At 56.3% G+C, this 26,271-nt stretch carries 20 protein-coding genes; 8 read left to right on the forward strand and 12 right to left on the reverse strand.

What is annotated here, in order from left to right; translation table 11 throughout:
- Window position 1: 1 nt before the first annotated feature.
- Genes B0B09_RS06265 through B0B09_RS06280 form a run of 4 tightly spaced genes read left to right on the forward strand, consistent with a single transcriptional unit; the run spans window position 2 to window position 4,333 of the window.
- Window positions 2–1,243, forward strand: a complete 1,242-nt coding sequence (locus B0B09_RS06265; RefSeq protein WP_076658841.1) for an O-antigen ligase family protein — start codon at window positions 2–4, stop codon at window positions 1,241–1,243.
- Window positions 1,240–2,370 (forward strand): glycosyltransferase family 4 protein, encoded by a 1,131-nt coding sequence (locus tag B0B09_RS17780; protein WP_084190738.1) that lies wholly within the window; start codon window positions 1,240–1,242, stop codon window positions 2,368–2,370. Before B0B09_RS06265 ends, B0B09_RS17780 begins: the two co-directional genes overlap by 4 nt.
- An 8-nt stretch (window positions 2,371–2,378) precedes the next feature.
- Complete coding sequence (locus B0B09_RS06275; RefSeq protein ID WP_076658844.1) at window positions 2,379–3,563, forward strand: glycosyltransferase family 4 protein; 1,185 nt, start codon at window positions 2,379–2,381, stop codon at window positions 3,561–3,563.
- On the forward strand, window positions 3,563–4,333 hold the full coding sequence (locus tag B0B09_RS06280; RefSeq protein ID WP_076658846.1) for a WecB/TagA/CpsF family glycosyltransferase: 771 nt from the start codon (window positions 3,563–3,565) through the stop codon (window positions 4,331–4,333). The genes B0B09_RS06275 and B0B09_RS06280 overlap by 1 nt, the downstream gene beginning before the upstream one ends.
- A 305-nt stretch (window positions 4,334–4,638) precedes the next feature.
- Here the strand turns inward: B0B09_RS06280 and B0B09_RS06285 are convergent, their stop codons facing one another.
- The 10 genes from B0B09_RS06285 to nusG form a co-directional block, all read right to left on the reverse strand.
- Complete coding sequence (locus tag B0B09_RS06285; RefSeq protein ID WP_165689298.1) at window positions 4,639–5,898, reverse strand: O-antigen ligase family protein; 1,260 nt, start codon at window positions 5,896–5,898, stop codon at window positions 4,639–4,641.
- A gap of 265 nt (window positions 5,899–6,163) precedes the next feature.
- A complete protein-coding gene (locus B0B09_RS06290; RefSeq protein ID WP_076658851.1) occupies window positions 6,164–8,353 on the reverse strand; it encodes a polysaccharide biosynthesis tyrosine autokinase in 2,190 nt (729 codons plus the stop codon).
- Between the two features lie 3 nt (window positions 8,354–8,356).
- A complete protein-coding gene (locus B0B09_RS06295) occupies window positions 8,357–8,800 on the reverse strand; it encodes a low molecular weight protein-tyrosine-phosphatase (protein ID WP_076658853.1) in 444 nt (147 codons plus the stop codon).
- Window positions 8,801–8,806: 6 nt separating this feature from the next.
- Window positions 8,807–9,871: a polysaccharide biosynthesis/export family protein gene (locus B0B09_RS06300; RefSeq protein ID WP_076658856.1), complete on the reverse strand. Its 1,065-nt coding sequence runs from the start codon at window positions 9,869–9,871 to the stop codon at window positions 8,807–8,809.
- 234 nt (window positions 9,872–10,105) lie between these two features.
- On the reverse strand, window positions 10,106–10,321 hold the full coding sequence (locus B0B09_RS06305) for a hypothetical protein (protein WP_076658858.1): 216 nt from the start codon (window positions 10,319–10,321) through the stop codon (window positions 10,106–10,108).
- A gap of 84 nt (window positions 10,322–10,405) precedes the next feature.
- Complete coding sequence (locus B0B09_RS06310; RefSeq protein ID WP_165689299.1) at window positions 10,406–11,035, reverse strand: YjbF family lipoprotein; 630 nt, start codon at window positions 11,033–11,035, stop codon at window positions 10,406–10,408.
- Window positions 11,036–11,052: 17 nt separating this feature from the next.
- Window positions 11,053–13,209, reverse strand: coding sequence for a YjbH domain-containing protein (locus B0B09_RS06315; RefSeq protein WP_242654353.1), 2,157 nt, complete (start codon window positions 13,207–13,209; stop codon window positions 11,053–11,055).
- Window positions 13,210–13,368: 159 nt separating this feature from the next.
- Window positions 13,369–14,673, reverse strand: coding sequence for an HlyD family type I secretion periplasmic adaptor subunit (locus B0B09_RS06320; protein WP_076658862.1), 1,305 nt, complete (start codon window positions 14,671–14,673; stop codon window positions 13,369–13,371).
- Window positions 14,670–16,409 carry a type I secretion system permease/ATPase gene (locus B0B09_RS06325; RefSeq protein WP_076658865.1) on the reverse strand — a complete coding sequence of 580 codons (1,740 nt, stop codon included), beginning with the start codon at window positions 16,407–16,409 and terminating at the stop codon, window positions 14,670–14,672. Before B0B09_RS06325 ends, B0B09_RS06320 begins: the two co-directional genes overlap by 4 nt.
- Before the next feature lie 176 nt (window positions 16,410–16,585).
- Window positions 16,586–17,098, reverse strand: a complete 513-nt coding sequence (gene nusG / locus B0B09_RS06330; protein WP_076658868.1) for a transcription termination/antitermination protein NusG — start codon at window positions 17,096–17,098, stop codon at window positions 16,586–16,588.
- A gap of 481 nt (window positions 17,099–17,579) precedes the next feature.
- Between nusG and gmd the strand changes: the two genes are divergently transcribed.
- The 4 genes from gmd to B0B09_RS06350 are packed head-to-tail and all read left to right on the forward strand — an operon-like array spanning window position 17,580 to window position 22,490.
- Window positions 17,580–18,701 (forward strand): GDP-mannose 4,6-dehydratase, encoded by a 1,122-nt coding sequence (gmd, locus tag B0B09_RS06335; protein ID WP_076658871.1) that lies wholly within the window; start codon window positions 17,580–17,582, stop codon window positions 18,699–18,701.
- Between the two features lie 10 nt (window positions 18,702–18,711).
- Window positions 18,712–19,671: a GDP-L-fucose synthase gene (gene fcl, locus B0B09_RS06340; RefSeq protein WP_076659827.1), complete on the forward strand. Its 960-nt coding sequence runs from the start codon at window positions 18,712–18,714 to the stop codon at window positions 19,669–19,671.
- Window positions 19,672–19,677: 6 nt separating this feature from the next.
- Window positions 19,678–21,126: a mannose-1-phosphate guanylyltransferase/mannose-6-phosphate isomerase gene (locus B0B09_RS06345; protein ID WP_076658874.1), complete on the forward strand. Its 1,449-nt coding sequence runs from the start codon at window positions 19,678–19,680 to the stop codon at window positions 21,124–21,126.
- Window positions 21,123–22,490: a phosphohexomutase domain-containing protein gene (locus tag B0B09_RS06350; RefSeq protein ID WP_076658877.1), complete on the forward strand. Its 1,368-nt coding sequence runs from the start codon at window positions 21,123–21,125 to the stop codon at window positions 22,488–22,490. Before B0B09_RS06345 ends, B0B09_RS06350 begins: the two co-directional genes overlap by 4 nt.
- Before the next feature lie 35 nt (window positions 22,491–22,525).
- On the opposite strand, the gene B0B09_RS06355 is transcribed toward B0B09_RS06350, so the two are convergent.
- A complete protein-coding gene (locus B0B09_RS06355; RefSeq protein ID WP_165689300.1) occupies window positions 22,526–23,482 on the reverse strand; it encodes an MraY family glycosyltransferase in 957 nt (318 codons plus the stop codon).
- 353 nt (window positions 23,483–23,835) lie between these two features.
- A complete protein-coding gene (locus tag B0B09_RS06360; RefSeq protein ID WP_076659828.1) occupies window positions 23,836–26,229 on the reverse strand; it encodes an ATP-dependent helicase in 2,394 nt (797 codons plus the stop codon).
- Window positions 26,230–26,271 lie beyond the last annotated feature (42 nt).

The raw sequence follows: 26,271 nt of genomic DNA on the forward strand, positions 1-26,271 counted from the left end.
CATGAAATTGACTTCAGTAGATGGATCAACACGGCAAAACGGGCACTTCAAACTGAAGCTGAAACTCCCCTATATCGTTATCTTCTTTTGTTTCGCGCTACTTGGATTACCAATTTCCGCCACTATCCCTGAACCACCCAGCACTATCCGCGACTTGGTAGTGGAAGAGACAACACCAGAACTGCTTGAGTATCTCGTATGGGGGGCGCTCTACACCTTTTCAGCCATTGTCATCTTGAAATATCTTCGGGCACTACGGACTATTTGGTTCGTCTTCGCACTACTCCCAACATTCTACTATGCGGCATCCATATTTCTGAGTAGCTACGTCAACTCGCCAGCGACAGAAGCGCTCCAATTGTTTGGCTCAACAGCCTTGGCCGCGATCGTCGCAAAAAGCTTAGTGAACAATTTTTCGGCTACAATTCAACTGATCCACCGTGCCACATTTTTGAATTTGTTATTGAATTTGGTGTTTATCGGTCTTGCGCCGGACCAGACCATTGGTGACGATGGTCGTTGGTCGTCGCTTGTGGGAAACCCCAATTATCTTGCTAGTCTTGCGCTCTTGAACGTCTTCCTTCTGATGGTACTCTCGGTTTCCGGGGCGGCCAAAAGCAAATTTACAATTCTCTTTATGATCGTCCCAATTGCGATATTCATCGGAACCAGAAGTGCAACATCTAGCGCTGCACTCATCGTAGTTTTCTCTCTATTTGTGTTCTTCTCGTTAAGGCGCTTTGATCATGCGAGTACAGCAACAATCCAAGGAGGACTGCTCTTGGCGCTCATTCTTGTGATTGTTAGCCTAAACTTTTGGTTCACATTATTTCTAGAGGTTTTGGGTAAGGACATCACCCTAACGGGTAGAACAGCCATTTGGAGCGCCTCTCTCACAACACTACCCGGGCACTTCTTGTTTGGACATGGCGTCAACGTCACAACGTTTGACGTTGGCGTAACGAATTGGCCGACGCATTTCCATAACGGAGCGCTACATCTCATAATGTCTGTTGGCATGGTTGGCTTGATAGTCTTCTTATTACCACTTCTGGCGGGTCTGGTTGCCGCCAAGAACCTGAGAAACAGACCGCAAAGGTTCTTCATTTTGGGAAGCATAATCATCTTCCTTTTATTCAACACGACTGAGGTGAGCATTTTTGCTTGGAGGCATCCAATCTGGCTTCTGTATCTATCTGCAATCCTTTCGATTGCATTTCTCAGGGTCCGTTTGTTGAAATGAACAAAGCCATCACGCCAACAGTCTCGATCATTCAGCGTCGGCTGACCCATTACCGGGTTCCGTTTTTTGTTGCCTTGCGCGAAAGCCTCGCGGAGGCTGGGATCAAGCTCCGCCTGTTGCACGGACAAGGCACGTCGCAAGAGACCGCCAAGGCCGATGAGGGAAATATCTCATGGGCAGAGCCACTGGAGACCCGCTATTTGGCGGGTGAGCGACTTTGTTGGCAGCCCTTTGCAAAGCAGGTCGCCGGGAGTGCCTTGGTGATTGTGACACAGGAAAATGCCCTGCTGGCGAACCATCTCGCGCTTATCAAGCGACCGGCACCCAGATTGGCGTTCTGGGGGCATGGTGCGAATTTTCAGGGAAACAGCCAGTCCCTGCGTGAGCGCTACAAACGGTGGAGCACAGGCCGCGTGGATTGGTACTTTGGATATACGCGCAAGAGTGTCGAACTGGTCAAGGCAGCTGGATTTGACGAGGCGCGCATCACCCAGCTGGATAATGCCGTCGACACAGACGCGCTCAAGCGTGATCTTGCGGCGGTCAAGACAAGCGATATTGATAAGCTGCGGATGCATTTCGGGCTGGAGACCGGACCGACAGCATTGTTCCTGGGATCACTTTACGGGCACAAGAGGCTCGACTTTCTGATCGCCGCCGCCGCAGAGTTGCGTGCGCAAATTCCCGGCTTTCAGCTTCTTATTGCGGGTGACGGGCCGCAGCGCGCAAAGGTCGAAAGTGCTGCATCAAAGTACCACTGGATACACCCGTGTGGCGCCCTGAAAGGCATGGATAAGGCCTGCGTTATGAGGCTTGCAAAGATCAACATGAACCCGGGTCTCGTCGGGTTGGGCCTTCTTGACAGCTTTGCGGCCGCGTTGCCCCTTGTGACGACAGACTGCGGTTTACACAGCCCCGAGATCGCCTATCTGGACGCGCGCAATGGCGTCATCTCACCAGACAATCTGGAGGCCTATGTCGCTGCTTGCAAAGCTCTTTTGACCGATGACGACGCGCATCAGCAATTGGCAAACGGATGCCGGATTGCGGCGGAACGGTACACACTTTCCAACATGGTGCGGAATTTTACGCATGGTGTGGTGCAAGCACTGGAATTACCGCGTTGAAAATCCTCATGGTTCACAACCACTATGGATCGGCCGCCCCATCAGGGGAAAACACTGTCTTTGCGCTTGAACGGGATCTGCTGCGGCGTAACGGCCACGACGTGGAAACGCTAGAGCGCTTCAGCGATACGTTGCGTTCGTGGGGTGCCGCAGGGGCGATTGCAGGCGCTGCAATGACGCCGTGGAACCCGCTTGCCGCGCGGGCCATGGTAAAGGCCATGACGAAATTCCGGCCCGATGTCGTGCACGCTCATAATACATTCCCGATGATTTCACCGTCCGTTTTTGCAGCCGCGAAAGGTGCTGCGCGCGTGCTGACGCTGCACAACTACCGCTTACTGTGCCCTGCCGCGATTCCGATGCGCCAAGGTGAGACCTGTACCGAATGCATTGACCAAAAGAGCGTTGTTCCCGCGATGCGCCATGGTTGCTATCGCGGCAGCCGGCTGGCGACCCTCCCCCTTGCGGCCAATATTGCGCTCAACCGCTGGCGCGGGACATGGCAACGAGATGTTGAGGCATTCATCGCGCTTTCCGATTTCCAACGCAATCTCATGGCGCATGCGGCACTGCCAAAAGAGCGCATTTTCATCAAGCCCAATTTCTATCCCGGAACGCCAGAACCATCCAAGTTTGAAGACAGGCCCCGAAAAGTCGTCTTCGCTGGTCGGCTTAGTCCGGAAAAAGGTGTGCGTGATCTGATCGATGCCTGGCTCGCCTGGGGTGAGGATGCCCCGGAGCTCAGAATTATAGGTCATGGCCCGTTGTGGAGCGAACTTACGGACAGGGCCGCAGGAGCCGGCAATATTTCGTTTCTGGGGCAAGTCGACTCTCAGACAGCAGAAGCAGAGATCGGATCAGCGCGTTTGCTGATCTTGCCATCTCGCTGGTTCGAAGGCTTCCCTCTGGTCTTGCGCGAGGCATTCGCGCTCGGCACGCCAATCGCTGTTTCCAACAAGGGCCCCCTGCCTGAGATTGCCGCTCAGGCTGATGGTCTCGTCTTTGATGCAAACAATCCCAAAGAGCTTTATGAAAAGGTCAGCGCGCGCTGGAGTCAGAGTGATCGCCTTGCTGCGATGGCAAGGTCATCCAGTTTCGCCTATGAGGCAAAATATTCAGAAAGAGAGAACCTAGCGATGCTGATTGATATCTACGAAAAAGCAGTCGGCGCAGCAAAAGCTGGGCAACACTGATGTCGACTGTGGAAATACTCGGCTATCGCGTTCAAGCTTCTGAAGGGGCCGAATGCATACAGGCAATCCGAAAGTTCCTGCCCCTGGATCAACGGGACTGCGTATGGCTGGCGTGCATCAACCCACACTCTTATGCGCTTGCGCGTAAGGATGCCCAATTCCGCAGTGCGCTGCGATCGGCGCAGTGGCTTGTCCCCGACGGCGTTGGCATCGTGATCGCAAGTCGTCTCTTGGGAAGACCCGTTCAAGAGCGAATTACAGGGTTTGAAGTATTCGACAGCGTAATGCGTGAACTGAACCGTCACGGAGGAAGCGTGTTCTTTCTTGGCAGCACCGAAGAAACGCTCAGGCGGATTGCAGATAAATTGCCAAAGGACTATCCGAACGTGCGACTGGCCGGCACGTATTCTCCGCCTTTCAAAGCAGAATTCTCAGCGGCAGAGAATGCAGACATGATTGAAGCGGTGCAGCGTTCTGAAGCCGATGTGCTTTGGGTTGGCATGACCGCGCCGAAACAAGAGTTGTGGCTTGCGAAAAACCAACACTATCTTCCAGTCAAATTTGCCGGGGCTATTGGTGCGGTATTTGACTTTTATACAGGTAATGTAAAACGCTCTCATCCATTTTTTCAGAGGTTTGGTCTGGAATGGCTGCCCCGCCTTCTTCAACAACCAAGACGACTATGGAAGCGAATGTTTATCTCGGCTCCCATATTTCTATTCGACGTTATTCAAGACAAGATCGGATGTCGCAGTCGTAATGACCGGTAATGCGTCACAGGGTCTTGTCCAGACACATGGGCATACGCCAGAATAGAAACGACAACTTGCAAATTTTTGCGTTTTTTAGCTATGCGGTCTTGCATGGCCCCGACCATGATTACCCATCTTTCATCTCGCGCTAATCAAGTATTGCGTCATGAAGTCTTGGACGAAACGTGGCTGTGTCTTGCAACGTTAAAATAGTCTTCATCACCACTGATATTCCTATCTTAACGGGCAAGCTATCCATCACCAGCCACAAGACCAGATCAAACACCGATACCGCGCAGTGGCTTCCCTTCATATCGGTGTTTTCAGATGCTTGACTTTGAGGACCGGTGACCAAGAATAACGCCGAATGATACTGCGAAAAGAAGCAAAGGAAACGTTCTGGCGTATGGTCCGGACAGCATGCTGTACGCCAAAAGGGTCGTCACGACGCAAAATAGGGCTGCAATATATTCATCATTTACGCGCCGGAAATAATCAAAGGCCTTGGCCCATAGCATGACCCCAAACAGCATCACTGCGGTTCCCACAATGACACCAAATCCAAGCCAGAGGTCCAATACGAAGTTGTGCGCGCTGCCGTGTGTTAAGCCCGCCATGCTTTTGTGAGGCAAATACCCATATCCGGTGAATGGGCGCTCTGCTATATATTGAATAACGTTCTGCCAGATGACGGTACGACCCGTGGTCGCGGCGTTGATGCCATCTGCCTCAAGAGTTTGACCAATTCTCGCAAAGATGCCGTATGATTCACCGGGTAGGTACAATAAGTACGAAAGCACAGCGCCTATCACGACAGAGAGAAAAACAGGCAGAATGCGCTTCATATTCTTTTGATTGCAAAAATATAGAATAAGTAGGACAGCTATCAGGAATGAGATCACGCCCCCCCGAGAGCCGCTCCAAAACAGCGTCATTGACGCAATTACAGTCAAAAGTAAGAAGATCGGACTGATGCTTTTGTCCGGCTGCGTCATGACATAAGTCACCAACAACGAGAGAGAAATTGTGGAAACCCAGCCGACAGGTCGCGGATTTTCATAGCCGTAAAGTATCGTATTCGGGCCAAACTCGGCGGACAGCTCGGCGAAGCGTTGAGGATCAATCTGTACGAGCAGCAACGGCACAACAGCAAGCGCGGCTGCAGCGACAAGAACTTGAAATACCTTTTTTGCATTGATGATGCCGTCTCTGGCGGAAACGTAAAACAGCACGGTAACAAGCGTTGTCCCGAAGAGTGAGACCAGTCCGTACATCGGGTAGAACAGATCTTGCGCCGACAATATCGTAAACAAAAATGCGTAAATGAAAAACACAAGTATGCATCGCAGGACAAGTTTCTCATTGCGCGATTTCATCAATAATACAGGCACAATGAGAAAAGGCATGCACGTCAGAATGAAAGCGTAGGCCGTCATTGTGACTGTCCAGCTCGCGCCTCTCGTCTCGCTCGTGAAAAAGTCGAAGACGGGTGAAAAGAGCATGTTGAGCGGGATAAACACAAGCACCAGTAAGCACAGAGGCCCGAGTAGTCTGTGCGGTGTAAAGGTTGTTGAGTTCTTCATAGAAAATAACGAGACTTTCGTGACTGCCTGCATCAAGCGTGCGTGCGCATGTTGCGCAGTCCCCGCTTGCAACTCAACCCCTTGCAATGCCTCGGGCAAATAAATTCCAGCACCGCTCTACGCCATCGCTTTTCGAGAGTGAGTGGTTGTATCCGAACGCATCACCCCGTGATGACGCAAAATCGCGCAGGCGCCCGCCTGTTGGGTCTCAACTGCGGTGGATAGGAAGTTCGCGCGTGATCCACCGGCAACCCTGACACTGTCTTCAGTCACCCTGCTGGTAGCTATAGCGCGCATTGTAAGCGTAGCTGTATCCGCCGCGCCCGCGCGCGCGCTTTGGATCAAAGTCATTGAGGATCGCGCCCGAGAGCTTCACACCTGCATTCTCAAGCATCTTTTTCATAGCCATGACTTCTCCGGGATGCGTCTGACCGAAACGGGTGACAGCAATCACTGCACCAGCGGCGCGGCCGATGACAGCAGGATCTGTAACGGCCAACACAGGTGGCGCATCAATGATGATCAGGTCAAAGTCTCCATCGAGGGTCTTGATCAGATTGGACAGATCCTCCCGCATCAACAATTCGGAGGGATTGGGTGGAAAAGGGCCACTTGAGAGAACTGTGAGGTTTTCCACACGCGTGGCGGTGAGCGCTGACGCGAGATCGACCTCGCCCGAGAGCACGTTGGCAAGACCAGGATGGGCTCTGGAGATATCAAAATACTTTCGCTGCTGACCGCGGCGCATGTCGGCATCAACAAGGCAAACTTTCTGCCCCGACTGTGCAGCGACCACGGCAAAGTTAGCCGAGATGAAGCTCTTTCCAACTCCGGGTGCAGGACCGGTGAAGACAACGGAACGCGTCTCGGCATCAAGCATACCAAAGTGCAATCCCGTCCGCAGAGATCGCAAACCCTCAACAAAGAGGTCCTGTGGCGTGTCGAGCGCAACGAGGGGATGGGTCTTTCTTACCTTCATCGATTTCAGCGCCGATGCTTGTCGGTTGAGTGTTGCAAAAACTGGGAGGCCCATGGCTTCAAGGTCCTGACTGCCATCAACAGTTTTCCGCAGATAGCTTTGTGCCAAGACGTAGCCCGCCCCGACAAGCAGACCAAAGAGGCCGGCAAGCGCAAGAATGATAGCCTTGCGCGGTGCCGCGGGCTCTTGCGGCGCGCGCGCGGTGTCCACAATGCGGACGTTTCCGATATTGCTTGCCCTCAGAACCCGTAATTCCTGCGCGCGATTGCGTAGCTGCACAAAGACTTCCCGCGCAAGTTCGAGATCCTGGGTCAGGTTCAGCACTTCGCGCTGTGTGGCAGGCAATGCGCGCACTTCCTCGCGCAAACTGGAAAGACGCTCTTCGATCCGCGTTCTATTGGCGAGTAGTCTCTGATACTCTGGGTGGTTCGGCGTGTAACGTTCTGCGATTTCTTCTTCCAGACCAGCGAGATCGATAAGCTCGGTTTCAAGGGCACGAATTTGGGTCAGAAGCGCTTCGCCTTCCGCCCCGAGGGCGACTGTTTCTTCTTCCTCACGGAAACTGGCGAGTGCTGCCTCTGCCTCTTCCACGGTCTCGCGTGCGGCGGGCAACTGGCTTTCGACAAACGCGAGGCTGCTTTCGGCCTCTGCAGCACTCCGGTCCGCATTCTGCGCCAGATAAGCTTGTGCAATTGCATCGAGTGTCCGGCGTGCTGTCTCTGGCGACCCGGCTTCGTAGGTCATGCGCAAAATGCCGGAATTGCGACCTTGCTCCGAGATACTAAGACTGTCTGTCACACGTTCGATCGCTTCTAGCTCGGGCAGTTGCTCCAAGACAAAAATGCGCCCTGGCTCTGCCACAAGGGCGCCGACCCGCAGCGAGAACCCGATATCTTCAGCAAGCACAGGCGCGCCAACCTGCCCCTGCAACTCCTGTCCGTTAGGGAGTGTCAGAACAAAGCGGCCCTGCCCCTCCGACATGAGGTAGATCTCCTCCCCTAGCCAAGCGGGAGGAACGTCAAGAAGGTCAAGACGAATAGCGTCGCCCGGACGCGCAAATCGCGTCAGGAAATCCCACCGGGGGATTGGAATATCTTGCGTCGCAAGCAGGTGTCCGACCAGTGGCGCCGGGACTGGTTTGGCGTCCCAATCGAGGTTGAGGCGGGAAATGGCACGACCGACCACCATGCGGGACCTGATGATCTCGATCTCGGTGACGGCGCGCGGGCTGTCCCCTGACAGGTCAGCAAGACCATCGGGCAGACCAAGCGTGTTTGCTTTCTCCTCGAGCTGTAGCAGCCCGTCAGCTTGATACGTCGGCGGTGTGTTGAAGATGTAAAAAAGGCCAGCCAGAGCACCCAAAAGGAAAAAGGCCAGAATCCTGAATTTGCCCGCCCAAAGCCGCCCGAAAAGATCGACAAGGTCAATTTCGTCGTCCCGGTTCGCGTCACTTTGGGTTTGCAGCTGTTCGGTCACCGGTCACTCCACAGTCTTGGGCGACAGGCGTGCCACCCAGGCCGTCGTGGCCTCTTGTATAAGCGCGAAGACAAATTCGTGAAATTCCCTGCTCTTGCGATAGGGATCAGGGATGTCCGCGTCCCCTGTCCAGCGGGTCAGGCGCATGACGCGTCCTGAGAGCTCCGGTGCGATCCGCTCGATCTCGCGCTTGTGACCTGCTTCCAATACCAAGATGAGGTCATGCTGCTCGCCAATTTCACGCGTGAATTGTCGCGCCACATGCGCACCCACGTCAATGCCAGCGGCCTCTGCGATCGCACGCGCCGTGGGGTCAACATCATGTCCAACGACCGCTCCTATTCCGGCAGAGGCAGCGCTGTGATCGGGCAGATGCGCGCGCAAGATCGCTTCTGCGACCGGAGAACGGCAGATATTGCCCACGCAAACAGTCAGAATACTCTTCATTTCGGATCAGAGCCCTTCAACCGTCGTGTTCGTTGTATTGACGGCACCAACCGTCGGCAGCAGCCCCAGTATGGTATCGTTCCAGCGCTGACGCGGTGAGCGGGTCACATACACGACGTCACCGGGCTCCAAGTTGAAACGGGTGCCCAGCAAAAACCCCGTCGGCGACTCCACCGAAAGCTGGAAAACCGTCATATTGTCACTGCCGCTACGGAAGACAAAGATTCCCCGCGCATCAGCGCGCAACTCGTCCAGCCCGCCCTGACGTGCAAGCGCTTGGGTCAGAGAGAGCGCCTCACCCGCGAGGTCGATGCCGGAAGGACGCCCGACCTCACCCAAAACAAAGACCTCTTGGGGGGTTCTTGCCGGCACAAAAACCACATCTCCAGAGCCGAGCATCGGATTGTTCGACACCATCCCGCGCTCCAGAAAGCCCTCGAGGTCAACACGATATGTACGTCCGTTGCGCTGAAGAGTGACACCCGCAGGGTCAGCCTCTGGAACAAGGCCACCTGCCGCATTTACAGCATCGATCAGAGTCAAGGGAACAGTTGTAAGAGGCAGCCTCTGCGGTGCGGCAACGGCACCAGTGATATTAATGGCTTGCGAATTAAAGGCCGCTACGCGGACTTCAAGCTGCGGATCGGCAATGTATTCTGCCAAGCCGACCATAAGGTTTGCACGTATTTGCTCCGGCGCAAGTCCCGCAGCCTGCACCTGCCCCACGAAGGGGTAAAAGAATGTGCCATCCGACTGGACGCGGAAACCAGTCTCGGCAGCGCTACGCTGGGGGCCGGCTGGCATGGTAAGCTCAGGGTGGTTAAAGACCAACACGCTCAGAATATCGCCCGAGCCTACGATGTAGTTCCACTTCGCAGGGCCGGGCAACGTGGTCCTTTGCGGTGGCGATACGTCCCGATTGAAGGCCGAAATATTCTCCGCGTCGAGCCGCACGAGCGACACGCTTTCATCCAGTGTCGCCTGCGTCGCTGATGTGACCGGGAAACTGCTTGAGCCGTCAGCACAGGCCGAAAGCCCAAAAGCACAGATGAAAGCAATCAGCAAACGCATGAAGTCCCCAGTATTTTGTCTTGATGCCTCACTCATTGTGTTTCGACGCACATAGTAAATTTTGCGTTAAATTGAAAAAAGCGTACCCTCCAAGAGCACACTTTCTCCACGACAGAGACTTGCCGTCATGACGTCTCTGCAAAAATTTCGGCAGATATGCGCGGCTCAAAACAGTTGAAACAAGCGAAGCGGGCTTGAGGCAAATTTCGCCATGCGCCTTACCGATGCAGCCTCTTAACTGCCACCACCTGAGTCACCGGCGGCTACTGCGATCAACACAGCAAGGATAGCCAATGGAATCCAAATCGACCCCGAACCGGCAGGTTCGGCGACAACGAGCGGCGCTTGCACATCCTGCTCAACGAGCTCATCCAACAGACCACCGGCGCTGGCAGTAGACGCAGCAGTTGCAATAATCGCAACCGCCGACAAGATTTTAATATTCATCATCCACTTATTCCTCCTGGTTGCATTGCTTATCTTAATACCCCTTTAAAGCAACTTGGACGTTTCCGCAATTATAAGATGCAGACCTCAAAGTCTTTGAATATCCACCATACCGACCCTTGCAGAAATCCATTGCCGCGACTGCCAGATCATTCCTCCGGCGTCGATCCAGTAGAGGTTTCCGAAACCACCCGCATCCCCCATGCAGGTCTCGCTGATCAGACGGGTTTCGTGTTTGCGCTGGAAAATTTCGATCGTTTCATTGCGCAGAGTCGTAGTTTTGCAAGCGTACTCCCGACGCGTGATCTGATCCTCGCCATTGAGGTAGTCGTAGATCCGGACGGTGCTCCCACTACCGCTGACAACACGCTGATAGGTTTGGTTTAAATCCGCGCCCATCAAGTCGTTGCCCAAACCACGCGTTGCGACAACGACCCCGTCCTGCAACGTCAGGCTGATACCTTCATCCGAAACCCAAATGATCAAGTCACTATTCGTTGACCTGCGCGCAAAAACGGATGCCATGTCTTGATTGACAGGTGCGAAGAGCAACAGATCATTTGTGGCTGCTTCAATAATATCCCGCGTTAATACCTCTCTTGGATCTGTCTTCTCCTCCCAGACGTCAGACCCAGCTTCTGCAATTCCCCGCAGAACGCTCACGACGGGCTGCTGCTGCGCAAGGGGGCCGCAAGCAGTGACACCCAAAAGCACCATGATCAGGAATTGCGTTCTCATCGCCAAAACCGCCCCCAGCTGTCCTGCAAAGCAACCACATGGCCGCCGCGCACGGTTTCGTACAAACGGCCATCGACGTTCAGGCGCGCGCCGCCATCACGGCTCAGAGACGACAGGCGGACATCGACTTGGTCACGCGTCGCTGTCCCGATCGCCCAATCAAGTGGGATCGTCAGCTGAACGCCCTTGTCAAAAGACCCTTCGCCAAAATCCTCAAAAGGCACGTCCGTCAGGGTCGCATAGGCCCCGACGCGCCAGCCATTGGCAAATTCGCGGTCCAGCGCAAAGGTGGCACCCCAATCACCGGCCAGATAACGACCGACGTCGATCCTGCCGTGAAAATCGTTTTCGAAGTCATAGTAGACGGATGCATGCCCCGTCACGACATCGTAGACACCGTCGAGTTCAGGGAAATCCTGCGCACCGAAGCCAAGGTCATAATCGCGTTGGACAACGTAGTTGATCTCTGCCCCAAGCGCCACGCGGCTGTCGACGGGTTTCCACAGAAGTTCCGTCGATGCCCCTGCAAACATCTTTTCAAGATATCCCACTGAAACACGGCTATAGAGCGCGCGGCCGGGCCGCGCGTACCAGTGAAGCGCAAGGTCTTCGATCCCGATCTCGCCCGCTTCACCGTAGAGCCCCACATTGCGCCGGACCGGTTGGAGCGTTGACTCCGAGACACGGGCATCCGAGCGGTTCTCGGACATCCGGTAACGCGCGGTCCCTGCGAGGGTGAGGTTGGGCAGCAAGGCGTAGCGCAGATCAGCCTGCAAGCCATATTCGCCACGCAACGGATTTGATCCGTCAAACAACTGTACAGCGTAGTAAGGTGACAGCCCCCACGCGATTGCGCTGGCCTGCGATGCAACCACGGACGGGGGCGTGCCGGCTCCCGCCTCGGTGACGGTCGCACGGTCAAGGATTTGTGCTGCAGCGTTCGGACGGTTTTCAATCGCTTCCATATCGGATCGACGGATCGTGATAGCTGACAGGGGCAGTCCTGCACGGGTCGGCTCAAGCACAAAATTTTCGACGGACAGTGGCATGGTTCTGGTCAGTACACGCGCAACGCGGCCCAGTGCTTGCGCTTCGGCCCGGTATCTCTCGTTCTCGAAACGCACCCGAGCCGTGCGGCCATAGATATCCAGACCTTGCAAAACAATGCCTTCTGCCAAGAGCGCCGTCGCGGTCACATCGCGCGCCACGCGCTCTGACTGCGAAACTGGAACAGTGCGACCACGGACCGCAACAGGCACCGGTGCGGGCTCAGATCCACTGCGCGCGACACGGTCTTTTGGATCAATGATAAGCGTTGCGGAAAAACCGATATCACTGCCCCCTAGGGCGTAAGCGCTCAGGATATAATCTGCGTTCGGCGCATAGCTGAGACCAAAGTTGACAGGTGTCTCGCGCTCTACGATCCCCAGGCTGGTCTCTCGCGCGTAACCGTCACTTGCGTATTCAACAGTCGCGACCCAATCATCGCTTAACTGCCACTCGGCGCCGCCAAAGAAAGCGGCGTCGCCTCGGAAAAACTGATCGAAAGAGGGTTTGCCGCCAAAGCCGAAGTCAAGCGCAGGACGCGCATCAAACGCATCGCTCAAAACTCCAAGCGGGTTGTCAAAACCACCCTCGGTCGCCAGACGCCCCCAACCGAGCCCCAACGTCGCCCGCAGACGCGGCGAGAGTGTCTTGCTCGCCACAAGGTACTCACCGCTATAGACACCGGTTCCCATGAAATCGCGCAAACCAACGGTAACCGCAGGACGCAAGCTGCCCTCGGTCAAAGCCTGATAGTGAAGATCAAAGCTGCGGTCATAGAGATCGCCTGTCCCAGGGCCACCCCATTCCGCGAGCCGCGAGTAGCGAAACGTACCACTGAAACGTGGTGTCACCTGGAAATTGAACGACACCCGTTGCTGGTTTTCAAAACCGCCGAGCGTCATACCGATTTCGGCGTCCGGTCGTACGAACGCCGAGGGCATTTCGATAAGACCCGGGGTGCCGTAAAGCGAGTAACCACTGCGCCAATCTTCTGCGGCTCCATCACTCGCAACGAATGCACAGAAGGCCGCAATCGATAGTTGAAAAGACCTCTTCATCGTTTCGTTTTGCTGCCCCGGAAGTTCCGACATGACCGCATGTCGCATCTGATCTCTTGTCTTGATTTACTTCTACTCAAAGTTGCATTGAATAGCCAACTCTAAACCAACCGCGCCAGTCCGGTGATGTTCGCGGTGCGACACGCGGCACGACATGCACTCAAGGCGCATGTACGAAGAGCCGTTTAACAGGATTGGCAGTGCCGCTCAGGTCTCGCGGAACGCGCGGACAAAATAGTCAGCAAGCGGCTTGATCAGGAATTGCAGCGGGCTGCGATCCAGTGTGCGTGCGAACGCCTGAACGGGCATGCCGGGTATCAGCGTCATTTCCTCGGGCAGTCGGTCGATCTCGCCTGCCGCCAGTTCGATTTCGGCGCGGTAATATGACAGCCCGGAATTCTCATTCTGGAACGCATCGGCCGAGATCAGGGTCACCGTGCCATTCAGTTCAGGTGTGCGGCGCTGGTCAAAAGCCGAGAACCGCAGCGTGACCTCTTGGCCGACATAAATCTGGTCGATGTCCGTTACCTGCACCTGGGTGGCAATCACAAGCGGGCGGTCCTGCGGGATCAGGAACAGCACCGGATCTGCGGCGCGGATCACTGATTGGGGTGCAAAAACCTGCAAACCATACACAATCCCCGAGACCGGTGCACGAATATCCAGACGGTCAAGCTGGCGACGCAGCGTGCGGCGACGCTCGGATAGTTCCAGCTCGTTGAACTCCAGATCACGCAAGCGTGTGATAGCCTCCTCGCGGCGGGTCGATGACAAACCAAGGACCTGAAGCTCGATCTCGGTCATGCGTTCAGCCGCCTGCGCGGCTTGCGCCGTCAATTCACCAACACGACCAAGCAGACTGGCCTCTTCCCGCTGCAGCGCAAGCACGCGGCTTGCTTGCGCCAGCCCCCGGTCCAACAGGCTTTGTTGATCCGCAAGCTCTTTGCCGATCAGATCGCGTTGGGTTGAAAGCGCCTCTTGCTGCGCACTGATCCCTGTCAGTTGGCTGGCAACTTGTGCGCGCTGCTGGCTAAGCTGCTCGATCGCACTCTGATTGGTTTCCAGTCGCGCACGGAACAAGCGCTCCTGCCCATCCATGAGTTTTTGTACCTCCGGCGTTGCAACCTCGGTCAGGATCGGGCTGAATGTAAGATCTGACGCATCATCCCTTTCAGCCTCCAGACGGGCACGGCGCGCCAGAATTTCAAAAAGCTGACCCTCGACAACAGCGAGTTCCGATTGCAGGACCGTCGGATCCAGCCGGAGCAGAAGATCGCCTGCCTGCACCGCATCGCCCTCATCGACGATGATCTCGTCGACAACGCCACCGTCAGGGTGCTGCACGACTTGCCTGTTGCGGTCTACCTCAATTTGACCGGTCGTGATCACGGCACCCGAGATTTGCGCCATGACCGACCATGTCCCGAAACCACCGACAAGGATCAGTAACGCAAGACCACCAATCAAAAGGTGCTTATTTGCTGACCAGCGCTTGGCGACATTCTCAATCATGACACGCCTCCGCCTTTGCCGGTGCTGCGTTGAATTTCGCCATGGTTCTTCACCATCTCAGCCAGAACCGCGTCTTTTGGGCCAAAGGCCCGCCGTGTGCCGTTTTCAAGAACCAGCAAGAGATCACACTCCTGAATGGCAGACGGCCGATGCGCCATAATGAACACCACCTTACCTGCGGCTTTCAATGCTTTGATGGCCTTGTTCAGCGCAAGGGAGCCGTCATTGTCCAGATTTGAGTTGGGTTCGTCCAAAACAACAATCACCGGATCGCCATAGAGCGCCCGCGCAAGGCCAATCCTTTGAATCTGACCGCCTGACAACCGCCCGGTGCTTGATGACACACGGGTATCATAGCCGTCCGGCAATTTGAGGATCATCTCATGGGCATCGGCGGTCTTGGCGGCAACAATGACCTTGGCATCATCAGGTGCCATCGACATCCGCGCAATGTTCTCTTTGATCGTGCCGTCAAAAAGATGGACATGTTGCGGCAGATATCCGACATGCTGCCCAAGCACATCCGGTTCATATTGATCAAGGGCCGCACCATCCAGCCGGATCTTGCCAACCGCAGGCGACCAGACACCGGTGAGAATACGGGCAAGCGTCGACTTGCCTGCACCCGACGGACCGATCACGCCAACGGCCTGCCCCGGCGAAACCGCAAAACTGACATTGCGCAGCGCTGCCTGTTGCTCGCCTGGCGGCACCGCACTGATCTGATCAGCAACAAGCTTCGCCAAAGGCTTGGGAAGTTCGGTACGCTGCCCGTCTGCTGGCACTTGCCCCAGAAGCTCGGACAGATTGCGCCAGCCTTCGCGCCCACGCTGGAACACCGCCCACTGTCCCACGAGCTGTTCAACCGGTGCCAGCGCGCGTCCAAGCAGGATGGACCCCGCAATCATGGCACCGGGTGACAACTCATTGATCAAGACAAGATAAGCTCCGAGACCGAGCATCGCAGATTGTAGGAACAGCCGGAAAGACTTGGTGATGGCCGTGAATGTGCCCGACGTATCTGCGGCATCAATCGCTGTATCCAGAGATTTGCCGCGCGCGAGTTGCCAACGATCAAATGCAGCGCCCCGCATGCCAAGGGAATGCACCATTTCACTCTCACTGCGGATTTGCGTGCCGAGTTGGTTTGACATGAAACTCGCTGCATTCGCAGCTTCCAAAGGTTTGCGCGACATAAATTGGTTCAGCAAAGCCACGATGAGCAGGATCACTGCCCCGACAATCGCCAGAACACCCATCAAAGGGTGAAAGATGAAAATGCCGAAGAAGAAGAGCGGCACCCATGGCAGATCAAACAGCGCCATCAGTGCAGGTGATGTAATCAGGCGCTGAATGGATTCGAGATCACGCAGACCCGTTGCCGCCTCGCGCGGTGCCCTGTTCAGCGTTGTCGCCTTCAATACCGCCCCAAAGACCCGCCGGTCCAGATCGGCCTGAAAACGGGCACCGACACGCCCCATGACACGGCCGCGCACAAAATCCAGAATACCCATCATCGCGTAAAGGAAAGCCACCAAAACGGACAAAGCGAGCAGTGTCTCAAACGACCGCGAGCTGAGCACACGGTCATAAACATTGAGCATATACAGCGGCCCGGTCAGCATGAGAAGATTCACAAAGAAGCTGAAAACTGCGACTGCCCAATACAAAGAACGGCTTTTCTTGCGCGTTTCAGCAAGCTCCGCTCTGCCACGAACTGAGGTTTCAGTAGACATTTGTTATTGATTACCTCGAAGGCCTCTGCCCAAAGGCATCATAAGGCCTTATCGAAGAGGCACAATTGTGAATATTTCGTTCATTCAGCACAGACTTGGGGATAGACCTGCGGGAGGCTGGTTGCAAACACCTCGCTTCAGCTGAGGCCATTGGCCCGTTGTTTTCCCGCACGCAGCTACAGCGACTTAAGTTGATCCGCACTCACTTTGACGCGTGTTTGCCCGCCCATAATGTCCATCAAGACCCAAACCCGCCTGTCGGGTTCAATGGACTGCACCTCTGCCGTGAAATTGGCGAAGGCGCCTTGAGCAAGCGAGACGATTTCCCCCGGCTGCGGTGCTTTTGGTGTTAGGATGGTACCGTCATGGCTGCAGCGCTCCATGAGATGCGCAATAATATCATACGGCACGGCAGCCGGCACGCTGCCAAAGCTGACAAGGCGCGTAATACCAGTCGTCGCATTCACCTTACGCCATTGATTACCTGCAGCGTCGATAGCCACGAAAATATAGCCGGGAAACAGCGGCCGTCTTACCGTTGCGAATTGCCCCCTTCTGTGCACTGTGACGTCCTCCAACGGCAGGAAAGTCCGAAAACCCTGCCGTTGGAGGTTCTTCTGCGCAATATGGCTGCAGTTCGGCTTTAACTGCGCAAGAAACCAGGTAGAGTTTCCGTCGTGAGACGTCATTTTGATCCCCGTTGGTGTCAATGAACCCCCTGGTTTGACCCGAGACTGTTGCGTGCTTCTCCGGCGACCCTATCGCGTGAATTCATGTTTGCATAGAAGACCGCCTCTGCCTGAGTTGGTGTGATGTATCCGATGGGTGCGCGCAGTCGGCGATGATCGCACCCGTCGCCCTATTCGCGCGGTTTCAATCCGACCGCGTCTGCTGATTTTCACATCCCCGATGTGTCAGGATTTCTAAATGGCTCCGGCAAAGCCAAGCATCACCATAAGGTCACGCCATAATGCTGCCGTGCTGCCCCGGTCCGGCAAAGACTTTCCAGAACGCAGAGGATAACTCTGGTCAGCAAGGACTTCAGTAGCATTCATTCAGTCGCATTCATCATTCAGCCGCATTCGTGTTGTATAGAACTGTTGGCATTTCAGCGCATGCGTGGGACAACCTTCATCGACGATCTATTTCTTGGACAAGTACGCAACAAAAATGACAAAAACTGCACTCATCACAGGCATCACCGGACAAGATGGTTCCTACCTTGCTGAATTCTTGCTTGAAAAAGGGTATATGGTGCATGGCATCAAACGCCGTGCATCGTCTTTCAATACCCAGCGGGTCGATCATATCTATGAGGATCCCCATGTCGACAACGCGCGTTTCAAGCTGCACTATGGTGATCTGACCGACACCTCGAACCTGACCCGCATCCTGTCCGAGGTGCAACCCGATGAGGTCTACAACCTTGGTGCGCAATCCCATGTCGCGGTAAGTTTCGAGGCGCCTGAATACACCGCAGACGTCGACGGGATCGGCACTCTGCGGCTGTTGGAAGCCATCCGTTTTCTGGGCCTTGATAAAAAGACCCGTTTCTATCAGGCCTCCACCTCCGAGCTTTACGGCCTTGTCCAAGAGACACCCCAACGCGAAACAACACCCTTCTATCCGCGCTCGCCCTACGCGGTTGCAAAGCTCTATTCCTATTGGATGACGGTCAATTACCGCGAGGCCTACGGGCTTTATGCCTGCAACGGCATCCTGTTTAACCACGAAAGCCCACGCCGCGGCGAAACCTTTGTGACGCGCAAGATTACCCGCGGTCTGGCGCATATCGCCCAAGGGCTGGAGCCCTGTCTTTATATGGGCAACATCGACAGCCTGCGGGACTGGGGCCATGCCAAGGATTACGTGCGCATGCAGTGGATGATGCTGCAGCAGGACCAGCCAGAGGATTTTGTCATCGCCACCGGCAAACAGCACTCTGTGCGTGATTTCATCATCTGGTCCGCAGCGGAACTGGGTTTGACGCTGGAATTCACCGGCGCAGGTGTCGATGAGGTGGCCACGGTCGCCAGCATCACCGGCGATATGGCCCCTGCCCTGAAGGTTGGCGATGTGATCATGCGGATCGACCCGCGCTATTTCCGCCCCGCCGAGGTTGAAACGCTGCTTGGCGATCCTTCCAAGGCCAAGCAGAAACTTGGCTGGGAACCCCGGATCACTGCCCAAGAGATGTGCGCCGAAATGGTGGCCGAAGACCTGAAAACCGCTCGCAGACATGCTTTCCTGAAAGCGAACGGGATGGACGTGCCGGTCGCATACGAAAGCTGAGGTGGCCGCGATGCAAAAGATCTATCTTGCAGGCCATCGCGGCATGGTTGGTGGCGCAATCCTGCGCAAATTGCAGGCCCGTGGAAACGCGCAGATCATCACCCGCACCCATGCGGAACTGGACCTGACAGACCAATCAGCGGTGCGCGATTTCATGCAGGCCGAAAAGCCCGATATCGTGATCCTTGCCGCCGCCAAAGTGGGTGGCATCCATGCCAACAACACCTACCCCGCTGATTTCATCTACGAAAACCTGATGATCGCCAGCAATGTCATCCATCAGGCTTATGCTGCCGGCGTGACACGGCTGCTGCAGCTGGGATCGTCCTGCATTTATCCGCGCGACGCGGCCCAGCCGATGCGGGAAGACGCGCTTTTGACGGGGACGCTCGAACCCACAAACGAGCCCTACGCAGTGGCCAAGATCGCAGGCATCAAGCTTTGCGAAAGCTACAACCGCCAGCACGGGGTGGATTATCGCAGCGTGATGCCGACCAATCTTTACGGCCCCGGTGATAATTTCCACCCAGAAAATAGCCATGTGCTGCCCGCGCTCATGCGCCGCTTCCATGAAGCCGCTCAGCAGAACCGCGATGAGGTTGTCATCTGGGGCAGTGGCACACCACGACGCGAATTCCTGCATGTTGACGATATGGCTACGGCTTCGCTCTTTGTGCTGGACCTGCCGAAGGCCGACTATGACGCGAACACCGATCCGATGCTCAGCCACATCAATGTGGGCACCGGCGCCGATATTTCGATCCTTGAACTGGCGCAGGCCGTCGCAAAGGTCACAGGGTTTCAGGGCCGGATCACGACCGACCCTTCCAAACCTGACGGAACGCTGCGCAAACTGATGGATGTGGGACGTCTGGCCAAAATGGGCTGGCGCGCGCAGATCAACCTTGAGGATGGGATCACGGAAACCTACCAATGGTATCTGGCGAATTTGGAAAACCTGAGGGGTTAAAGGCATATGGCGAACAAGATCAATCCGGTTCTGCTCTGCGGTGGTGCAGGGACACGGCTCTGGCCATTGTCGCGCAAATCCTATCCTAAACAGTTTGTAAAACTGATCGGCGAAGAAAGCCTGTTTCAGGCCTCTGCGCGCAGGTTGACAGGTACGGATTTCACCGCACCTTCGGTTGTGACAGCCGCGGATTTCCGGTTTGTTGTCTTGGAACAATTGGCAGCAGCGGAAATCGCCCCTGCCGATATCCTGATCGAACCTGCTGCCAAAAACACCGCAGCCGCGATTTGTGCTGCCGCATTGGCCCTTGAAGCCCGCACACCCGGCGCGCTGATGTTGATTGCCCCGTCGGACCATGTGATCCCCGACGCAGACCGGTTTCGCGCGACGGTCGCGGCCGCTGTGCCCGCCGCGCTGGATGGGCAACTGGTCACCTTTGGCATCCGGCCAGACCGTCCCGAAACAGGATATGGCTGGCTTGCGCTCTCCAGTGTCCCAACAGCCGAATTTGCACCGACACCACAACCCTTGAAGGGCTTCGTGGAAAAGCCTGATCTTGCGACAGCCGAGGCACTCTTGGCCGGCGGGATGCACCTGTGGAACGCAGGTATTTTCCTGTTCTCGACAACCACGATCCTTGCCGCCTTTGCCGCGCATGCACCCGAGGTTCTCGCCGCGACCCGCGCCGCCTTTGAGGCCGCCGAAGCCGATCTCTCCTTTACACGCCTTGCCCCCGACGCCTGGGCCGATTGCCCCGAAATCTCCATCGACTACGCCGTGATGGAACAGGCCAACAATCTGACTGTCGTGCCCTATGGCGGCGCATGGTCCGACCTTGGCGATTGGCAGGCCGTCTGGCGCGACGGCAAAGCAGACGCGCAGGGTGTTGTTAAATCCGGTCCGGCCACATCCATCGACTGCAAAGACACGCTGCTCCAGGCAACCAGCGGTGCACAACAACTGGTTGGCATCGGGCTGGAAGGGTTGGTGGCCATCGCAATGCCCGATGCTGTTCTGGTCGCGCATAAAGACCGCACGCAAGACGTCAAAGAAGCGGTTATCAAACTCAAGGCCGCCGCTGTCCCCCAAGCCGAGACGCTGCCCCGCGACTACCGCCCTTGGGGGTGGTACGAAAGCCTCGTGGTCGGCACACGTTTTCAAGTGAAACGGATCGTCGTGCATCCGGGTGCGGCACTGTCGCTGCAAAGCCACCATCACCGCGCCGAGCACTGGATTGTTGTGGAAGGGACCGCGAAAGTGACCATCGATGAAACGGTCCAGCTGTTGAGCGAAAACCAGTCTGTTTATATCCCGCTGGGGGCCGTGCACCGCATGGAGAACCCCGGCAAGCTGCCACTGACACTGATCGAGGTGCAGACAGGGGGCTATCTGGGCGAGGATGATATCATCCGCTACGACGATGTTTACGCCCGCGGCCAAGGTGCCAAAGGATGAGCGCACTGACCTGCTTCAAGGCCTATGACATCCGCGGGCGGCTTGGCATCGACCTTGATGCCGAAATCGCCTACCGCATCGGCCGCGCCTTTGCCGAAGCTTTGGGTGCAAGAACCGTCGTCCTCGGGCGCGATGTCAGGGCCTCGTCCGAGGAACTCGCGACAAGTGTCGCGCGTGGCGTGATGGACGCGGGATGTGATGTGCTTGATCTGGGGCTTGCGGGCACGGAAGAGATGTATTTCGCTACAACCCACTTCAACGCGGATGGCGGGATTTGCGTGACGGCCTCGCATAACCCGATGGATTACAACGGGATGAAAATGGTGCGGGCCGGGTCTGCGCCATTGGATGCAGCGAACGGTCTGGCGCGGATCAAAACGCTGGCCGAGAAAAGTGAATTCACGAACTCAGGCACCGCTGGTACGCTGCGCGATATCGCCGCCGAAGCGCGTGTCGCCTATGTCGATTGCATGATGTCTTTCGTTGATCTGGACGCCCTCAAACCGCTCAGGATATTGGTGAATGCCGGTCACGGGACAGCCGGGCCAACCTTTGATGCCATCGCCGCAAAACTTGATGCTCTTGGTGCGCCCCTGACATTTGAACGGCTGTTCCATGCGCCCGACGGCACCTTCCCGCAAGGTATCCCCAACCCGCTCTTGCCCGAGAACCGCCCCGCAACAGCATCGGCTGTCACCCGGTCAGGCGCCGATTTCGGCGTCGCATGGGATGGCGATTTTGACCGCTGTTTCTTCTTTGACCACGCGGGCAACTTTATCGACGGGGAATATGTCGTGGGGCTCTTGGCCGAGGCGTTCTTGGCAAAAGAACCGGGGGCGAAAATCATCCATGATCCCCGGATCATCTGGAACACCCAAGACATCGTCACCAAGGCAGGCGGTCACGCCGTGCAATCGCCCACAGGCCACGCCTTTATCAAACAGGCGATGCGCGATGAGGACGCCATCTACGGTGGCGAAATGTCCGCGCACCACTATTTCCGCGACTTCGTCTACTGCGACAGCGGGATGATCCCCTTGCTCTTGGTGGCCGAACTGGTCAGCCGCAATGGGCCTCTTGCGGATCTCGTGGCGCAGCGCAAGATTGCCTTCCCCTCATCAGGCGAGATCAATTTCTCGCTGGATGATCCAAAGGCGGCAATCGCGCGGGTCCGCGCCGCATATGCCCCGCAGGCCATCGCAATCGACGAGACGGACGGCCTTGGAATGATCATGGGGGACTGGCGTTTCAATCTGCGCAGCTCGAATACCGAGCCGATTGTCCGCTTGAATGTCGAAGCGCGTGGAGATGCCAGTCTGGTCCGAGAAGGTGTCACGCGTTTGACAGGGCTTCTCGTTCTCTGAACATCGAATAGCGATGTGAAAATCGGGGCGGAGGACTAGGCCTCTTGCGGTCTTTGCCGACAGGCACGAATGGCTGGTACGGCCACCAGATAAGACGCAATAAAAACGGCGAGAAACGCCAACACAGTGAAAAACGCAGCGCGGTTGTGATCCCACAAAAGTACCCCGCACACCTGCGGGGCAATCACAAATGGTGCGAGCACAAGTGTCGTCAGCGGATTGGCAATGCGGCGCCGCTTGCGTCCGAGAATGCAAATTTCCAACCCGCGCATCACCAGTTGGTGAAAGTGCAACCGGTCAGGCGCCATCGCATCTTTTTTCGACCTGCTGCGCCGGTATATCGCAAAAACCGTATCCGCGAGCGGCCAGAACAAGGTGAGCAGGATGGCCCAAGCAGACACCTGAGATGAATCGATTAGCACGGCAATGCCAAACCAACTCAGCACAAATCCGATCGTATAGGCACCAGCATCCCCGAGGAAAATAATTCCGAACGGGAAATTCACCAGAAAGAAGCCAAAGATGACGGCAGCAAGCATCATGCTCACCATGGCCATCGTGTCATATCCTGCCTGCAGCGAAATCAACGCGATAGATACCGAAGCGCCGATTGCGGTCAAAGCCGCGAGACCGTTGACGCCATCAATCAGGTTAAACCCGTTCGCAACGCCCGCTGTGATCAGCAACGTGAAAGGAACACCGACAATCCAATACTGCATGAGCAGATCAAAATAAGGCATGCTGATACGCGGCAACCAAACCCCCAACAAGACGATGACCACTAAACTGGCAACGCAAACTGCGAGTAGCCGCCTGCGCGGTGAAACCCGAAACCCCAAGTCTTCGCTTAGCCCTACGAGAAACAGCAGCGTTGTCGCGATGATAACGCCAAGATAGCTCTGCACGATTGTGGTGGGCGCAAAGACCACACCCAGCGCCAGAGTAAAGAAGATCGCGACGCCACCGATACGGGGTGTTGGCCGCGAATGCATTGATTGAACTGCATTTTCGTCATCGCGGCGGCCGCACAACCACGGGAAAACCTGCGCCAAGGCGATGATGCAAAGGCACGCCACGAATGATATGGCCGCAATAAAACCCAGAGAATACCGGAAGAGTTGGGCCACTTCAGAATGCATCAATACCGCCAAATCTTCAATTCTTGATAGATTTCTCGGGCCTCTTATACAGCAACCCTGTCGTCATCAACAGCTATACATTGCAACTCTCGCTGGCAACGCAGCAAGGTTTCGCCTGTGCAGCTTACGCGCCAGATGCGCGCTGGTCAGGACAGGCACGGCAACCTCTGTCCGATCCGCCACAACGCATTCAAGCGGTGCTGACCCTAGAACGGCACGTCATCGGCTTTGTCGGCGCTGACCACATATTGCGCCACGACATGTTTGGAACCGGCTTTGTCAAACTCGATGACAAGCTTGTCACCTTCGATCCCGATCACTTCGCCATAACCGAATTTCTGATGGAACACGCGCTCGCCTTCGGTAAAGGCGCTAACGGCGGTCATATCAATGGTCATATTGCGTGCTTCGGACGGCATTGCCATGCCGCGCTGCTGGCTCCGCGACTGCAACCGCCGCCAGCCAGGAGAGTTGTAGACATCCGCACTATGCGCCTTTTCATGTAGGTCGGAGCCCACCATGCCCGCCATCGCAGGCGATGCGCTTGCCGCCATGCCCGCCGCACCATAGCCTCCGCCATAAAGACCCGGCGGCGTCAGCACCTCGACGTGATCTTCTGGCAGTTCGTCGATAAAGCGGGACGGCATCGCCGATTGCCATTGGCCATAAACACGCCTGTTCGCGGCAAAAGACACGGTGCAGATCTCTTCGGCGCGGGTAATGCCCACATAGGCCAGTCGCCGCTCTTCTTCGAGGCCTTTGACCCCGCTTTCGTCCATCGACCGTTGCGACGGGAACAACCCGTCCTCCCAGCCCGGCAGAAAGACCGCAGGGAACTCAAGGCCCTTGGCCGCATGCAAGGTCATGATGCTCACCTTCTCGCCCTGCTCTTCGGTTTCATTGTCCATGATCAGGCTGACGTGTTCGAGAAACCCTTGCAGGTTCTCGAAATTCTCCAGCGCTTTGACGAGTTCCTTGAGGTTCTCAAGCCGCCCCGGCGCTTCGGGTGTTTTGTCGTTCTGCCAAAAACCGGTATAGCCGCTTTCGTCCAAAATCATCTCGGCCAGTTCAACATGGGTGTCCGCCTCGGCCCGCACCTGCGCATGCCAGCGATCCAAAGAGCCGACCAGAAACGTCAGCTCTTTCAGACCTTTGCCACCCAGGAGTTTGCCCTGACAGACCAGCCGCGCGCCCTCAACCAGCGACACGCCATTGCTGCGCGCCGTGCGCTGGATTGTCTGTATCGCCTTGTCACCCAGACCCCGCTTCGGTGTATTCACGATGCGCTCGAAGGCCAGATCATCCTCGGGGCTTACGGCCAGCCGGAAATAGGCCATCGCGTCGCGGATCTCCATCCGTTCATAGAAACGCGGTCCACCGATCACGCGGTATGGCAGGCCGATGGTCAAAAACCGGTCCTCAAAGGCGCGCATCTGATGGCTGGCGCGCACGAGGATCGCCATGTGATCAAGGCCCAAGGGTGCCATGCCGCGCGTCCCGCGTTGCATCGCTTCAACCTCTTCGCCGATCCAGCGCGCCTCTTCCTCTCCATCCCAATGGCCGATCAGACGAACCTTTTCGCCATCGGTCCGAGACGTGAACAAGGTCTTGCCCAACCGCCCCTTATTGGCAGCAATCACGCCGGATGCCGCCGCCAGAATATGCGGGGTCGAGCGATAATTCTCTTCCAGCCGCACCACATGCGCGCCGGGAAAATCCTTTTCAAACCGCAGGATGTTGCCCACCTCGGCGCCGCGCCAGCCATAGATCGACTGGTCGTCATCGCCCACACAGCAGACATTCTTATGCGAGGCCGCCAAAAGGCGCAGCCACATATATTGGGCGACGTTGGTATCCTGATACTCGTCCACCAGAATATAGCGGAACCAGCGTTGGTATTGATCCAGCACATCTTCGTGCTTTTGGAAAATCGTGACCATGTGCAAAAGGATATCGCCGAAATCGACCGCGTTCAGGTCCAGCAAACGGCGTTGATAGGCGGCGTATAGTTCCACCCCCTTGTGATCAAACGCACCGCTATCGGCGACAGGCACCTTATCGGGTGTCAGCGCCTTGTTCTTCCAGCCATCGATGATCCCCGACAGCATCCGCGCAGGCCAGCGTTTGTGGTCAATGCCTGCGGCCTCGATCAACTGCTTCATCAGGCGGATCTGGTCATCGGTATCCAGAATGGTGAAATTCGACTTGAGCCCAACCAATTCGGCATGACGGCGCAACTGCTTGGCGCAGACCGAATGGAAAGTCCCCAACCAAGGCATCCCCTCGACCGCTTCGCCCATTAACCCGCCGATGCGTGATTTCATCTCGCGCGCGGCTTTGTTGGTAAAGGTCACCGCCAATATCTCATGCGGTCGTGCAGTCCCTGTCGCCAGAAGATGGGTAATGCGGGTGGTCAGCGCCTTGGTCTTGCCGGTTCCGGCGCCCGCCAACATCAAAACAGGCCCGCTCAGGGTCTCGACCGCCTCGCGCTGCGCGGGGTTCAAACCGTCCAGATAGGCCGCACTCGGCCGCGCCATCGCACGCTGGCTCAGTGGCACGGCGGCCGCCTCAAAGGCATCATCTTCGGAAAAACTGCTCATCCCCCACACATAGCGCCAACGGGCGCGGGTGAAAAGCCTTGT

This window comes from Yoonia rosea, assembly GCF_900156505.1.
GTDB lineage: Bacteria > Pseudomonadota > Alphaproteobacteria > Rhodobacterales > Rhodobacteraceae > Yoonia > Yoonia rosea.